General features: G+C 65.3%; 13 protein-coding genes. 6 read left to right on the plus strand and 7 right to left on the minus strand.

The window, feature by feature from the left end; all coding sequences use genetic code 11:
• Positions 1-38 precede the first annotated feature (38 nt).
• Both AB1K63_RS07435 and nadA read left to right on the plus strand, forming a co-directional pair.
• Entirely contained in the window at positions 39-1,748 is a 1,710-nt protein-coding gene (locus tag AB1K63_RS07435; protein ID WP_366959404.1) for a BCCT family transporter, read from the plus strand.
• Between the two features lie 113 nt (positions 1,749-1,861).
• Positions 1,862-2,848, plus strand: a complete 987-nt coding sequence (gene nadA / locus AB1K63_RS07440; RefSeq protein WP_366959406.1) for a quinolinate synthase NadA — start codon at positions 1,862-1,864, stop codon at positions 2,846-2,848.
• On the opposite strand, the gene AB1K63_RS07445 is transcribed toward nadA, so the two are convergent.
• The 3 genes from AB1K63_RS07445 to AB1K63_RS07455 form a co-directional block, all read right to left on the minus strand.
• Positions 2,845-4,608, minus strand: coding sequence for a hypothetical protein (locus AB1K63_RS07445; RefSeq protein WP_366959408.1), 1,764 nt, complete (start codon positions 4,606-4,608; stop codon positions 2,845-2,847). The two genes, nadA and AB1K63_RS07445, sit on opposite strands and share 4 nt — an antisense overlap.
• Positions 4,609-4,671: 63 nt before the next feature.
• On the minus strand, positions 4,672-5,490 hold the full coding sequence (locus AB1K63_RS07450) for a Brp/Blh family beta-carotene 15,15'-dioxygenase (RefSeq protein WP_366959409.1): 819 nt from the start codon (positions 5,488-5,490) through the stop codon (positions 4,672-4,674).
• Between the two features lies 1 nt (position 5,491).
• Positions 5,492-6,358, minus strand: a complete 867-nt coding sequence (locus tag AB1K63_RS07455; protein WP_366959410.1) for a bacteriorhodopsin — start codon at positions 6,356-6,358, stop codon at positions 5,492-5,494.
• A gap of 137 nt (positions 6,359-6,495) precedes the next feature.
• On the opposite strand from AB1K63_RS07455, the gene AB1K63_RS07460 reads away from it, so the two are divergent.
• Both AB1K63_RS07460 and AB1K63_RS07465 read left to right on the plus strand, forming a co-directional pair.
• Positions 6,496-7,836: a DUF2254 family protein gene (locus AB1K63_RS07460; protein WP_366959411.1), complete on the plus strand. Its 1,341-nt coding sequence runs from the start codon at positions 6,496-6,498 to the stop codon at positions 7,834-7,836.
• Complete coding sequence (locus tag AB1K63_RS07465) at positions 7,808-9,121, plus strand: DUF2254 domain-containing protein (RefSeq protein WP_366959412.1); 1,314 nt, start codon at positions 7,808-7,810, stop codon at positions 9,119-9,121. Before AB1K63_RS07460 ends, AB1K63_RS07465 begins: the two co-directional genes overlap by 29 nt.
• On the opposite strand, the gene AB1K63_RS07470 is transcribed toward AB1K63_RS07465, so the two are convergent.
• Complete coding sequence (locus tag AB1K63_RS07470; protein WP_366959413.1) at positions 9,118-10,002, minus strand: DMT family transporter; 885 nt, start codon at positions 10,000-10,002, stop codon at positions 9,118-9,120. The genes AB1K63_RS07465 and AB1K63_RS07470 overlap by 4 nt on opposite strands.
• A 61-nt stretch (positions 10,003-10,063) precedes the next feature.
• On the opposite strand from AB1K63_RS07470, the gene AB1K63_RS07475 reads away from it, so the two are divergent.
• Entirely contained in the window at positions 10,064-11,155 is a 1,092-nt protein-coding gene (locus AB1K63_RS07475; protein WP_366959414.1) for an alkene reductase, read from the plus strand.
• A 12-nt stretch (positions 11,156-11,167) separates the two neighbouring features.
• Here AB1K63_RS07475 and AB1K63_RS07480 read toward each other — a convergent pair whose 3' ends face one another.
• Positions 11,168-11,506, minus strand: coding sequence for a hypothetical protein (locus AB1K63_RS07480; protein WP_366959415.1), 339 nt, complete (start codon positions 11,504-11,506; stop codon positions 11,168-11,170).
• Positions 11,503-12,180: a lipoyl(octanoyl) transferase LipB gene (gene lipB / locus AB1K63_RS07485; RefSeq protein ID WP_366959416.1), complete on the minus strand. Its 678-nt coding sequence runs from the start codon at positions 12,178-12,180 to the stop codon at positions 11,503-11,505. The genes AB1K63_RS07480 and lipB overlap by 4 nt, the downstream gene beginning before the upstream one ends.
• Before the next feature lie 65 nt (positions 12,181-12,245).
• Here lipB and AB1K63_RS07490 point away from each other — a divergent pair, with 65 nt between their 5' ends.
• Complete coding sequence (locus AB1K63_RS07490; protein WP_366959417.1) at positions 12,246-13,073, plus strand: glycerophosphoryl diester phosphodiesterase membrane domain-containing protein; 828 nt, start codon at positions 12,246-12,248, stop codon at positions 13,071-13,073.
• A gap of 21 nt (positions 13,074-13,094) precedes the next feature.
• Here AB1K63_RS07490 and AB1K63_RS07495 read toward each other — a convergent pair whose 3' ends face one another.
• The gene (locus tag AB1K63_RS07495) at positions 13,095-13,709 is read right to left on the minus strand and encodes a methyltransferase (RefSeq protein ID WP_366960665.1); all 615 of its coding nucleotides are present in this window, start codon (positions 13,707-13,709) and stop codon (positions 13,095-13,097) included.
• Positions 13,710-13,723: the final 14 nt, after the last annotated feature.

A 13,723-nucleotide genomic window follows, 5' to 3' on the forward strand; every position in this document is an offset into this window, starting at 1 on the left:
AGCATCGATGCCGGCCTTACCTTCTGAGGGGACACGACTTGACGGATATCGCAGCGAAGCCCGAACCCGGCGAGGGAATTTCGCCGCCCTGCACGGATCTTCCGGTCGCGACAGCGGAAAGCGGCTTCTATCGCGGTTTCAATGTCCACGTGACGATCCCGGGCAAGATCATCGTCAGCGCCCTCATCGCCTGGGTCGTGTTTTTCCCCACACAAGCCTCCGACACGCTGACGCTCGCCAACACCGCCATCATCGGAGCGTTCGCCGGCTGGTACGTCTATCTCGTCGCGTTCCTGATGCTCGTGACGCTCCTGCTCGCCGTCATTCCCCAATCGGGATCGCTCAGGCTGGGCGCACCAGGGGAGGAGCCGGAATTCGGCCTGTTTTCGTGGTTCGCCATGCTTTTCGGCGCCGGCATCGGGATCGGAATGCTGACCTATTCGACCGGTGAGCCGCTTGCCCATTTCCAGAACAACCCGGACATCATCCGCGGCTTGGTCGATCCCGTATCGGCAGAGGCGGTGCGTCCCGCCTTCATCTGGACCTTCATCCACTGGGGCTTTGCACCATGGGCGATCTACGCGCTGGTGGGCCTCGGCGTCGGTTACGTGTCCTATCGTCGCGGCCTGCCACTCACGATCCGGAGTGCCTTGTCGCCGCTGTTCGGTGCGCGGCTGTCGGGGCTCGTCGGCCACCTGATTGATATCGTGGCGGTCGTCGCGACCATCCTGGGCGTGGCGGTCACGCTGGGCTTCGGTGTCGAACAATTCGTGGTCGGCCTCAATCGACTCGGGTTCGGCGACTGGTTGCTCAATGCCGAGGGAACGGCATCGACCACGGCGATCATTATCGCCGTGGTGCTGCTGGTGGGCGCGTCCACCTTCTCGGCGCTGTCGGGTGTCGGGCGCGGCATCAAGTGGCTGTCCAACCTCAACATGGGCCTGTCCTTCCTGCTGCTGTCCGTCTTCGCGATTTTTGGCGCAGGGTTTCTCGGACTGGAACTGCTCGGCGTGGGTCTGTTCGATTACCTGCGGACCCTTCCGCAAACCGCGCTCACGCTCTGGCGGCCCGACGGCACCGAGGGGGGCGATGCGCTGGCCCAGTGGCAGCTCGACTGGTCGGTCTTCTACTGGGCGTGGTGGATCGCCTTCGCCCCGTTCGTCGGCATGTTCATCGCGCGCGTCTCGCGCGGCCGGACCATCAGGGAATTCGTCCTCGGAGTCGTGCTCGTGCCTTCGCTGATGGGATTCATCTGGATGGCCTTCGTCGGCGGGACGGCCATCCAGCTGGAACTCGGCGGCCAGGCCGCGGGCTCCATCCTGTCGGCCAATATTTCCGACCAGCTTTTCGCGACCCTGTCCGTCCTGATGGACGGCCCGTTCGCCTATCTCCTGTCCGGTCTCGTAGTGCTGCTGCTCATGACGCACCTGATCACTTCGTCCGACAGCGCGATCCTGATCGTCAACACGATCAACGGCGCAGGCGAGGACGACAGCGACCGCCGCAGGCACATCCTGTTCTGGGGCGTCGCGCTGGGGCTGGTGGTGGCGAGCATGCTGATCCTGGGCGGGATCGAGGCGCTTCAGATCACCATGATCATCGGCGCGCTGCCGTTCTCCTTCGTGGTGGCCCTGATCGCCATATCGGTGCTGAAGGCGGCCGTGTGGGACATCCGGCGCAAACGTCAGGGCGTGCCGACCCATTGCGAGACGATCCTCGAAACCCAGCGCCTGAACGAACGCGGATAGCAGTCAGGCCGCCGCGCCGTGGTGGGGTTTCGAGTGCGCGGGCGCTTCGGAACGCCCTCGCAATCCGGAACATTGCCCCTATACACGAAGCAAGCGAATTTCCGGGGATCACGATGACAGCCGAAACTAGCCTTCCGCAAGGCGAAGACCTACTCGCCGAGATCAATCGCCTGCGCAAGGAGCGCAACGCGGTGATCCTGGCGCATTACTACCAGAGACCCCAGATCCAGGATCTCGCGGACTTCGTCGGCGACAGCCTGCAGCTTAGCCAGATGGCGGCCGAAACGGACGCGGACGTCATAGCCTTTTGCGGGGTCAAGTTCATGGCCGATACCGCCAAGATCCTGAGCCCGGAAAAGATCGTGGTACTGCCGGACATGGATGCCGGCTGCTCGCTGGAAGATTCCTGTCCCCCGGAAAAGTTCAAGGCGTTCCGGGAAGCGCATCCGGACCACATCGCGTTGACCTACATCAACTGTTCGACCGAGGTGAAGGCTCTGTCGGACGTGATCGTCACCAGCAGCAGTGCCGAAACGATCCTGCAGCAGATCCCGGAGGACCAGAAGATCATCTTCGGGCCTGATCGCCACCTGGGCGGATACCTTTCGCGCAAGTTCGGGCGGGAAATGCTGCTGTGGCCGGGCGTCTGCATCGTCCACGAGGCCTTCAGCGAGACCGAACTGCTCAAGCTGAAGCAGCAGCATCCCGACGCGCCCATCGCCGCGCATCCCGAATGCCCACCGACCATTCTCGACCATGCGGACTATGTCGGCAGCACGAGCGGCATCCTGCAATATTCGAAGACATTCGAAGGCGACACGATCATCATCGCCACCGAACCGCACATCATCCACCAGATGGAAAAGGCGGTGCCGGAAAAGACCTTCATCGGCGCGCCCGGTGCGGACGGCAATTGCGCCTGCAACATCTGCCCCTACATGGCGCTCAACACGCTGCCCAAGCTCTACACCGCCCTGCGCGACCTGGAGCCGCGGATCGAGATCGAGGAAGGGTTGCGGCTGAAGGCAAAGCAGAGCCTCGACAGGATGCTGGAGATGGCCAGCGGCACGATCGGCAAGGGCGATCTCGGCAAGATCTAGGAGTCGAGCCGCACGCCCGGGGGGATGGCGGCGATCGACTGGCGGGCGAACCTGCCGCGCAGCTTGATGCTCTTGCCCCCGAACCGGCCGCCCTCGATCCGGTGGCGGGCGTTGCGTGCGACGTTTCCGATGATCTCGACCGCGACTGGCGCACCGACCGATCCCCAGTCGTCGCCTTGGCTCACATAAGTCCCGGCATACTTGCCGAACGATCCCGTCCGCACGCCCGCCAGCCGTCCGCCCATCCGGCAGTCGCGCGTGACGACCGAGCCGCCTCCGTAGCCGTCGATCGCCATGGGGAAGCGCGGGTCGAAGCTGCATCCGGTCAGGTGCAGCCGGATATCGTCCTGCTTCCCCGCCTCGGTCGGCAGCATCTTGAACGCGGGGTTCTTCGCGCCGGCTGACGGCGCCGATGAGAGGATGTGACGGCAGTTCTCCTCCCGCCAGTCGTTGATCGGTACCCAGTCTGCCCGGATGGCAATCCGACAGACTTCGCCGCTTTCTTCCGTCGCATGGCGGAACAGGGTATTACGATGAAGCGCTTCCCGGACGGCAAAAGCGTTCTTCAGCCCGATCGCAAAGTCGCAATCGCGCGTCTCGATACTGCCGCCGACATGGACGTAGTAGTCGCGCAGGGTCAGGTTCGTGGCGAGGACCTTGAAGTCCCGGTGGTCGCGCATGTCGGAAGGCGCGCCCAGTTCCAGCGCATCGACGGTACCGCCTTCGATTTCGAGCAGCACCTTCTGAGAACCTATGCTGCTGAATTCGGTCTCGATCGAGTTGTAACGCCCGCCCGCGCGGCGCGGCGCGGCCTGGGGGTCGACGATGCGCGTGTGACTGCAGCCCGAGCCCACCCCGATGAAGGCGCGAACCGCATTGTCCGCAGGCCCGCATCGCGGGCGGATGATGTCGCAGCGCGCGATGGGTGCGCGCGGCCCGTCGCTCTCCGACGTCGAATTGCCGATAATGAGACCGTCGGCGATTCGGTCCTCGATCCACGCATCCTCGATGATCACGCGTTCGATGCGGTTGCCGTCATGCGCGGCAACGCGGATGAGTGAGCGCTGCTCGTAATCCGAGCGGCCCACGGGGCGCGGCTGGGACCGGGCATTGCCGTCCAGCCGGGGTCCGCGCAGATGGACGAGCGGCACGCGCCGGTTGCGCCCTCCCCGCGCGGATTGCAGGGGGACGGAGAACAGGTGCCAGAAGCGCCCCTTGTCGCGCGGCAAATTGTCCGCGAATTTCAGCGTCGCCCCGTTGAAATCGATCCGGACCGACTGGCCATTGCGCGGCAGGGCCATCCAGCCGTTCCCGGCCGCTTTCGACGGATCGCAGACATAGGTCGCGCCCGATTTCAGGCGCAGCCAGCTGTCCTTGGCGATGGCCGCATCCAGCGCCCGCTGCAACGCCGGGATTTCATTGGAAGACCGGCCCAGCGCCCCGAGCGCGGCGGCGTCGATGAAGCCGTTTTCCGCCTGGCCTTCGTACCAGGCGCCGTTCGCATCCTGCAGGGCGAAGGCGTGCGCAGGGCGAGCGGCCACGCGGCGGTAAAGTGCACCCCCGCCGTCGCCGTCGGCCCGGAAGCCGGTGGTCCGGAAGCTCTCCATCACGGCGGGAATGCTTCGCGACGCGATCAGCATCGCAGGGGCCAGCGCACCTGCCAGCGGGGCGCCGCGCGTCACGGACGGAAGCAGGAAGGCGCCGCCAGCGGCAGCGAGACTGCCGACGAAGGTGCGGCGATTGAGAGTCTGTCCGTTCATGCTTCAAGCTTATAGGATGAACGACCTGAACCTAGGCCGACAGTCGGGTGGCGCGGGCTTCCTCTAGTGATCCAGCCGCTCCGTCAGCATGTGAGGGGTCGCCAATCCGAAGGCGATGGCGGCCGCCAGCGGGACGGACAGGAAGCCTGCGAGGCAGGCGGCCGCCAGCAGGATGGCGCCGGCGCTCGCGAGCATGACCGGCAGGGCGACGGCCTTGCGGAAGGCGGCCATCCCGTAGGTTTCGATCTGCCGCCGCTGTACCGGCAGGGCGTGGCACAGGAGGAAGACCAGCGCCACGCCCAGCACCGGCGGGAACAGGGCGACGCTTGCGATAGCCAGCGCAATCGGCGCGAGATTGTCGCGTGCCCGGACGATCGCGAACAGTCCGAGGCCGACGCCCGCGACGCCTGCCGCGGCGACGGCGCGCATGAAAATCGCCGGTGTCCCGATCCCCAGAACGAGGTCGAACAGGGCTGCCGTCTCGGCGGGGCGGAACACCGCGCTGCCGCCCACGGCGAGCAGGGCAATCGCCAGGCGGGCGACCGGTTCGCTTCCCGCCCCGTCCCGCGCGAAATGCCAGGCGGAGAGGATCAGGAACATGGCGAGCGCCGCCAAGGGCGCGACGAGGAAGAGGAAGGTCACCGCGGCCCCGACGATCAGGTAGGCGGCGGCGTGGATCAGGGTGAACTGGCGAATGCGTCCGCCGCCCTCGTCCCCAGCCCCGTGTGCGAGCCCCGCGACGAACAGCGCGAGGCCCAATGCCGTGGGCGCAGCCCCTCCGACCAGCAGCGCCACGACCGCGGCCAGCAGGACGCATCCGACAAGAAGGGCCCCGGTCGGCGACCGGGACCCTTCGAGTGTCGGACCGTAGCGCGAGGCCAAATCAGTCCCCGCGGACCGAAGCGACCTTTGCCCCGAGAGGCGAGGTTTCCAGTGCCTCGGCAGCCGGCGCGTAGCCTTCCAGCGCACTACGGCGCAGGACGTAACGCGAAAGGATCACGCCGTAGATCAGCTTCGACGAAATATCGGCGATCGAGTAGAGAAGCTGGCGCGTGACCACGACATCCCCGGTGAAGCCCAGCTGCGGCAGGGCGTAGGCGATCGGGTACAGGCCCCAGGTCGCCAGGAAGTACCACCAGATGTTCTTGGGCCAGGCCACCAGCTGCGGCGGGCTGTTCGCGATGCCAGCCGTGATCGTGCCGCGCACTTCCACGATGAGCCAGACGAAGAACACCGTCGAGATGACGCCCCACACGTTCAGCTGCGTCCAGTTGCCGATTTCGCCGAACTGGCCGTAGAGGCCCGTCCAGATCATCAGCAGGGCCGGTATCGCCATGCGGATCGCGCGGCGATGGAGGTCCGGGCGCGACAGCGCGAAGGCGATCGGAAGCTGCGTCAGCAGGAGCGGGACGGTGATCGTCCAGTTCCCGTAACGGAACGCGTTGGTGAAGGTCTCGCCTTCAGCCAGCGGGCGATACATCCCGTCGAGGAAAGCGTAGCTGTCCTGCCAGAGGGTCGCTTCCCGCAGGAGGCTGAGGCCGGCGGAGGCCATCACCACCGCCGAAAGGATCGCCACGATCCGGTACCGCGGGGCAAGGCTGAAGCTCATCGTCAGGAAGTACAGGATGAACGCGAAATGCGCCCCGTAACTGACCATGAGGATGAGAGAACCGGTCGTATACTGGCCCGGCGTGAGTGAAACTATGTTTTCGATATTGCCGAGGTGCTCGGCGACGTTCCCTGCAATCATGAACTGGTCTTTCGCAAACCGCCCTCACTACGACATGAGAGCTTCTTCCGGAGACACCGGGTTGCAACTTAATGTCGGGTTCATCGTTGGGTTCCGCGACGAACCTGTCATTTTTAAAACCAAACAAAGGTTTGCTAATGCCGATTGCATCACCGCTGAAGGGGCTGGCGGGCTGGATTACCTATAAATTGTGGGTGAACTACTGGTCGCTACCGGTACTCGCCGCCGCGGTCGCGGTGCCCTTCGCCCTGCTGGTGCTCGCGCTCGACAGGTGGGCGCTGACGGCGTGGATCCTGGCGAACGATCTCAGTCCCGTCAGCACGGCGGACACCGCCAAGGACTTTGCCGGCGTCGCCAGCGGGGTCGATGCCGCGTTCATCTCGCTCTATTTCTCGATCACGCTGATCGTGCTCAGCCTCGCGGCCGGCAATCTGGGCGTTCGCCTGATCGACCGGTGGCTCACCAAGCGGCTCGTGCGCGTGTCCCTCGCCGGCCTTGCCTTCAGCCTGATCGTCAGCCTCGTCGCGATGCTGACCATCGACGCGGAAGCGCCGCTATCCGACGTGCCGCTGGGACTGCTGGCGATCGTCATGGCGTTGCAGGTCGTCAATGTCGCGATGCTCAGCGTGTCGCTGCACGATCTCGGCCGCACCATGTTCATCGACAGTTCGATCGAAGCGCTGTTCACCGCCGCCGCGCAGAGGGAGATCGACCTGCAGCCGGGCGAGCCCATCGAAGGCGAATGGAGCCATGTCCTGCGCGCGGAGCGCGACGGCTATGTCGAGGGCGTCGACGTGGACAAGATCGCGCGCCGGATCGGCGAAACCGATTGCCGCATCTGCATCCTCGCCGCGCCGGGCCAGCACATCATGCGCGGGCAACCCCTGATCAAGGCCGAGGCGCGGATCGAGAGCATGGAAGGCCTCCATCGCCTGATCCCGCTCGGCCGCTATCGGTCGGACAGCCAAGGGGTCGTGTTCCGCGTGCGCCTGCTGGTCGAAATCGCCGCGAGGGCGCTCTCCCCGGCCGTGAACGACTTCTACACCGCGCTCGCCTGCGCCGACCGGCTGACCGCGATCATGGCGCAGCAGGCGGGTACCTGGATCGATCCGGGAAAGGCCGTCATGTCCGCGCGATATCCCGGCATCGAATTGCCCGGGCGCGACTTTGCCGGCCTGTTCGAGGATCCGATGAACGCCTTCCGGCAGGCCGCCGCCCAGTATCCGTCTGTCTCCATCCGCATGATCGACAATTACGAAAGGCTGGCGGAACGCCTGATCGAGGAAGGCACGTCCCCGGGACTGCTGGAATACCTGCACATTCTGGCAAGCGACTTGTGCCATCACGCACAATCGGTATCCGGGTTCGAGGGCGACAGGCACGACATCGGAGCGGCCCTCGCCGCATTCGAGCGTACTCTCCGACAACACGAACCGGAACTGGCCCTCGATGGCGAAGCTCAGCAAGATCTGGAATGACATAAACGCCAGCTACTGGTTCTACCCGGCCCTGTTCTCGTTCGGCGCGATCGCGCTGTCCGTCGTCACCATCTGGCTCGACCGCAACGGCTATGCCGAAGCCCTCGGCAATGTGGACTGGCTTTATCCGGCGCGTCCGGAAGGGGCGTCCAACATGCTGACCGTCATCGCCGGGTCGATGATCGGGGTCGCATCCACCGTCTTCTCGATCACCATCGCGGCGGTCGCCTATGCCAGCGGCAATTATGGCCCGCGGCTGCTGACCAATTTCATGGAGAACAAGGGCAACCAGCTCAGCCTCGCGACCTTCATAGGAACCTTCGTCTACGCGATCATGGTGCTGCGCGTGGTCCGGGTGGAAGGCGAGACCTCGCTGCAGGACACCGTCTCCACCGCGCTGCCCGGCTTCGTGCCGCAACTCTCTCTGCTGGTCGCATTCGTGCTGATGGTCGTATCGGTGATGGTGCTGGTCTACTTCCTCAACCATGTCCCCGCTTCCATCCGGATCAACTCGGTTCTCGAAGGGATCGGCTCGCGGCTGCTGCGCGACATAAAGTCCGATTTCGACCGCCCGCTCGAAGAGCATGTCGAAATGGAAAACCCCAGCGGACGGGAAGTGAACGCCGCCGGGACGGGGTATGTGCAGGTCGTCGATTTCGAACGGCTCCAGCGCATCGCGAGGGCCGCCGGCGGGCATTTGCAGCTGGGCGTGCGCACCGGCGATTTCGTCCATCCCAAAGTCGCGCTGGCCCTGTGGGAAGACGATGACGGGCTGGACGACCTGCGCGACGAGGAGATCCGGGAGTGCTTCGCGCTGGGATCGATGCGCACGCCCAGCCAGGACCTGCATTTTCTGATCGACGAGCTGGTCGAAATCGGCCTGCGCGCCCTCAGCCCGGGCATCAACGATCCGTTCACGGCCATTTCGACCCTTCACTGGCTGGGCGCAGCGACGGCCGAACTGGGCCGTCGGGACCTGCGCCGCCGGTTCGGCGACGAGGACGAGGAACAACGCCTCAACCTGCTGGCCGACGATTTCGAGCATTACGTGGAACGCGGGTTCGGATCGATCCGGTCGGGCGTGGCGACCAGCCCGAACGCGGCGGTGGTGATGTTCGACACGCTCCTCGATGCCTCGACCTCGATCAAGGATCCGCATCGCAACGAGCTGCTGCGCAAGGAAGGACAGAGCCTCGTCCGGCAGGCACGCGAGGACCTGTCGGGGCCCAGCCTCGAATGGGTCGAGGACCGCTATACCCGGTTCGAAAAGCTCATGGCCGGCTAGGGCGCACGCCCGCGCGCGACGACCAGCGCGCCGCCCAGCAGCACCATGCCCAGGATATCGACGAGGCCCAGCACCTCGCCGAAGACGTACCAGCCGTAAAGCGCCGCGATGGCGGGTTGCGTCAGCAGGGCGAGGCCGATCACCAGCGGCGGGAAGTGCCGCAGGCTGTAGACCAACAAGCCCTGCCCGATCAGCTGGCTCAGCACGAACAGCGCGATCAGCGGCATCCATGCCCCGATCGTATCGCCCGGCCAGACCGGCTCCCCGCGAAGGAAGGCGATCGCCAGCAGGATCGGCGCGGCGAACAGGCAGACCAGCGTCAGCAGGCTCCAGCTGCCGACGGTGGCGCGGGCGTCCTGAAGGGTGAGCAGGTAGACCGCGTAGCAAAAGCCCGCGAACAGGCAGAACAGGTCGCCGACCAGCGTGCCGGTGCTGATCTCCAGGCTTCGGCCCATCAGGATCGCGGCGCCGGACAGCGCCATGACGATCGCGGCGCTTTCTATCCCGCGCGGGAAGACGCGCCCGACCATGAAGCCCCAGAACAGCAGGACCACACTGCCGCCATTGCCGAACAGGGTCGCGTTGCCGAGCCGGGTCCGCTCGATCCCGATATGCCACGCGGCGAGGTCCAGGCCGAACGCGACCGCGCCCAGCGCGACCCAGCCCAGCGTGCGGCGCGGCATTCGGAGCGACTGGCCCGACCACCAGGCGATGCCGGCGAGGAAGGGCAGTGCGAGTGCCAGCCGCCAGAAACCGGCCGCGACCGGCCCGCTCTCCGCGAGACGGACGGACCAGGGCCCGAGCGCGAGCGCAACATTTCCTGCCAGCAGGGCAAGGATAAGCAGGCCACGCCGCGCCGGCCGGGCAGTTGTATTGTCCATCCATCGCCCATAGCTCGCGACCAACATTTGCATAGATAAACAGATGAAGGACACCTGCCCGATGACCGATATCCTTTTCGAACCGCTGACGATGGGCGCGATTGAGGCGAAGAACCGCATCATGATGGCGCCGCTCACCCGCGGCCGCGCCAGCATGCCGGGATTCGTGCCAAACGAGATGAACGTCACCTACTACCGTCAGCGCGCCTCTGCCGGCATGATCCTGACCGAAGCGACCGGGATCAGCCGCGAAGGACTGGGCTGGCCGGCCGCACCCGGCATCTGGAGCGAGGAGCAGGTCGAAGGCTGGAAGCCGGTCGTCGAGGCCGTCCACCAGGAAGGCGGCACCATCGTGTTGCAGATGTGGCACATGGGACGCCTGGTGCACCCGGTGTTCCTCGGCGGCGAAAAATGCGTCTCCGCCTCGGCCACCAGGGCACCCGGACAGGCGCACACTCCCGAAGGTCGCAAGGATTACGAGGAAGCGCGCGCGCTGAGTGTCGCGGACATCGCGCGGGTCGTGGACGATTATCGCAAGGCCGCCGAGAATGCGAAGCGGGCCGGCTTCGACGGGGTGCAGCTGCATGCCGCGAATGGCTATCTGGTCGACCAGTTCCTGCGCGACAGCACGAACCTGCGCGAAGACGAATATGGCGGCAGCCCGGAAAACCGCACACGCTTCCTGCGCGAAGTCCTCGAAGGGCTGATCGGCGTATGGGGCGCGGACAGGGTCGGCGTGCGCCTCTCGCCCAATGGCGAAACGCAAGGCTGCGACGACAGCGACCCGGCCGCCACATTCGGCGCCGCCGCAAAGGTTGTCGAGGAACTGGGCCTCGCCTTCCTCGAACTGCGCGAACCCGGCCCGGACGGCACCTTCGGCAGCACCGACGTCCCGAAGCAGAGCCCGCTGATCCGGCAGATCTATTCCGGGCCGCTGATCCTCAACAGCGACTACGATGCCGCGCAGGCCCGTGCCGACATCGAGGCGGGCCGCTGCGACGCGGTGACCTTCGGACGGCCCTTTATCTCCAACCCCGACCTGCCCGCCCGCATCCGCGCGGACGCCGAATGGGCGGACAACGTCAACGTCCCCCAGAGCTGGTACCTGCCCGGTCCCGCCGGATATATCGACTACCCGACCATGGCCGGCTGACCTTTTGCGGCGCTATTCTTCCGCCGGGCCTTCGGGCTCGGCGGGAGTTTCGGCTTGCTGCTCGTTCGAAGCGTCATCGGACGCTTCATCCGCACTTTCCTGCACACCCTCCTGCCCGGCCGCATCGCCGGAAGTATCTCCCTCCCCGCCGTCCGCCGCGGCTGCCTTTTCCAGCGGCGGCTGCGAGCGCAGCTGGTCGAGCGGGATCATGGAATCGTCGATGGTCCCGCCCAGAACCTCGCCTTCCGCGCCCTTCCCGCTCTCGGCCCCGCTCTCTGCAGGCCCCGAAGTCTCGCTGTTGCAGCCGGCGATCGCCAGAAACATGGCCAGCAGCGTGATGTGACGGATCATGGGGAATCTTCTCCGGATCGGCCGGACAATCCGGCCAGGAACGCAGGCATTCGCGCAAGCAATGCCTCGTCCCACTCCTCGGGGGAAATCGCAAGTCCGAGCTGGGCGAGACTGGTGACGCCGTACTCCGCAATGCCGCAGGGAACGATGCCCTCGAAATGCGAGAGATCGGGGTCGATGTTCACGGAGAACCCATGCAGCGTCACCCAGCGCCTGACGCGCACCCCGATCGCACCGATCTTCGCCTCGGCCCCGTCCGGACCCTGCGTCCAGATACCGACCCGATCTTCGATCGAGCGGCCTTCCACTCCGAAGCCAGCAAGCGTCGCGATCACCCAGTCTTCCAGCCCGTGGACGAACCGGCGGACGTCACGCCCCCGTTCCGCGAGGTCCAGCTGCAGGTAGCCGATCCGCTGCCCCGGCCCATGATAGGTGTATCTGCCGCCCCGGCCAGCCTCGACCACTTCGAACCGCGGATCCAGCATCTCCGCCGGATCGGCGCTTGTCCCGGCCGTGTAAACGGGAGGATGCTCCAGCGCCCAGAACAGTTCTTCCCGTTCCCCTGCACGGATCGCCGCGGCCCGCGCTTCCATCTCGGCCAGCGCCAGCCGATAGGGCACGGGCGCCCCGGAACGACGGATCTCGAGGTTGTCAGGCAGGTGGCGGGGGTTCATGGCGCTTGCTTGCAAGGTGGCCGCATTGTTATCAAGAGCCCAATGCCGAGAGGGGAATTGCAAAAATGAAACTGGATATGGGTCGCGCCTGGGACCAGACAACTGCGATGATCGGCAAGAGCCTGCCGCTGGTCGCCATCGTTGCCGCGCTTTTCTTCTTCCTGCCCAATTTCGCGTTCGGCGTACTGGCCCCGCAGGGCGTCCCCGGCATGGAAAATCCGGACATCGCCCAAGACCCCGAAGCGCTGATGGAAGTACTGGGCGCCTATATGGGCCAGGTCTGGTGGGCCCTGCTGCTGTTGATCCTGTTCCAGTATGTCGGCCAGCTGGGGCTGATGGCCCTGTTCGACGGGAGCCGCCGCCCGACCCTGGGCGAAGCTCTCTCGACCGGCCTCAGGATGATGATCCCGTTCCTGATCGCGGGCCTGATCATGAACGTGGGACTGGTGCTCCTGTTTACGGTCGCGGTCGGGATCGGCGGGGTGACGGGCGTCGTCGCGCTTGCCGTCCTGCTGGGTGCGATCGCGCTGGCAGCGATGATCTACATCTCGATCAAGTTCGTGCTGACCGGTCCAGTAATGGCGATTGAGGGAACCGCCAATCCCATCGCCGCTCTCAAGCGGTCTTGGCGCCTGACCAAGGGCAACAGCGCGCGCATCCTGCTGTTCCTGTTCCTGCTTGGCCTGGTCTACATGATCGCGTCTATCGTGCTCAGCATGTTCGCGCTCCTGTTCGGCCTTATGGGCGAACAGATTGCCATCGTCGCGGCCAGCTTCGTCAGCGCGCTGACCACGGCGGTCTTCCTCGCCGTGTTCTCGGTGGTGCTGGTGGCGGTCTACCGGCAAGTCGGCGGAGCGAGCGAGACCGGCGAACTGGAAGATACCTTCGAATAAATCGGAAGGGGGCGGACGGCCCTAGCGGCCGTCCTTCCAGCCCCAGAAGAGCTTGCAGGGCAGCACGTTCCAAAGCTCGAACCCACTGTCGATCCGGGCGAAGTGCTTCGCCATGAAGTCGCGCGCCGCGGTGGAGAACTGGTACACCAGAAATCCGCCACCTTCGCGAAGGACGCGATGCGTTGCGGCCGCGATATTCGCGCCGACGCCATCCGGCAGGGTGGAGAACGGCAGGCCCGACAGCACGTAGTCGGCATGCTTGTGACCATGATCGGCCACGATGGCCTCCACGTCTTCGGCGGATCCGAGAACTGCGGTGAAGCGGCTGTCGCGGATCGTGCGGTTCAGATAGTCCACATAGAGCGGATTGGTATCGATCACGAGCAGGGCCGCGTCGCTGCGCATCCGCTCCAGCACGGGATGGCAGAACGTCCCCACCCCGGGGCCGTACTCGACGAACAGGTCGCACGAATCCCAGTCGACCGGCTCCAGCATTTTGCGGATCGTGAAGCGCGAGGACGGAATGATCGATCCCACCATTCGCGGGTGTTCGATGAAGCCCTTCAGGAATACGCCCCACTGATCGAGGTAATCGGCTGTCTTGCGCCGAAAACCGCGTGAGCCGGAAAGCACCATGTTGCTGGAATTGG

This window comes from Qipengyuania sp. JC766 (assembly GCF_040717445.1).
Taxonomy (GTDB): Bacteria; Pseudomonadota; Alphaproteobacteria; order Sphingomonadales; family Sphingomonadaceae; genus JC766.

What these genes read in the sequence shown, in the direction of transcription:
- nadA (WP_366959406.1), top strand. Translation starts at nt 1,862, where the DNA reads ATGACAGCCGAAACTAGCCTTCCGCAAGGCGAAGACCTACTCGCCGAG.
- AB1K63_RS07445 (WP_366959408.1), bottom strand. Translation starts at nt 4,608, where the DNA reads ATGAACGGACAGACTCTCAATCGCCGCACCTTCGTCGGCAGTCTCGCT.
- AB1K63_RS07455 (WP_366959410.1), bottom strand. Translation starts at nt 6,358, where the DNA reads ATGATTGCAGGGAACGTCGCCGAGCACCTCGGCAATATCGAAAACATA.
- AB1K63_RS07460 (WP_366959411.1), top strand. Translation starts at nt 6,496, where the DNA reads ATGCCGATTGCATCACCGCTGAAGGGGCTGGCGGGCTGGATTACCTAT.
- AB1K63_RS07465 (WP_366959412.1), top strand. Translation starts at nt 7,808, where the DNA reads ATGGCGAAGCTCAGCAAGATCTGGAATGACATAAACGCCAGCTACTGG.
- AB1K63_RS07470 (WP_366959413.1), bottom strand. Translation starts at nt 10,002, where the DNA reads ATGGACAATACAACTGCCCGGCCGGCGCGGCGTGGCCTGCTTATCCTT.
- AB1K63_RS07475 (WP_366959414.1), top strand. Translation starts at nt 10,064, where the DNA reads ATGACCGATATCCTTTTCGAACCGCTGACGATGGGCGCGATTGAGGCG.
- AB1K63_RS07480 (WP_366959415.1), bottom strand. Translation starts at nt 11,506, where the DNA reads ATGATCCGTCACATCACGCTGCTGGCCATGTTTCTGGCGATCGCCGGC.
- lipB (WP_366959416.1), bottom strand. Translation starts at nt 12,180, where the DNA reads ATGAACCCCCGCCACCTGCCTGACAACCTCGAGATCCGTCGTTCCGGG.
- AB1K63_RS07490 (WP_366959417.1), top strand. Translation starts at nt 12,246, where the DNA reads ATGAAACTGGATATGGGTCGCGCCTGGGACCAGACAACTGCGATGATC.
- AB1K63_RS07495 (WP_366960665.1), bottom strand. Translation starts at nt 13,709, where the DNA reads ATGGTGCTTTCCGGCTCACGCGGTTTTCGGCGCAAGACAGCCGATTAC.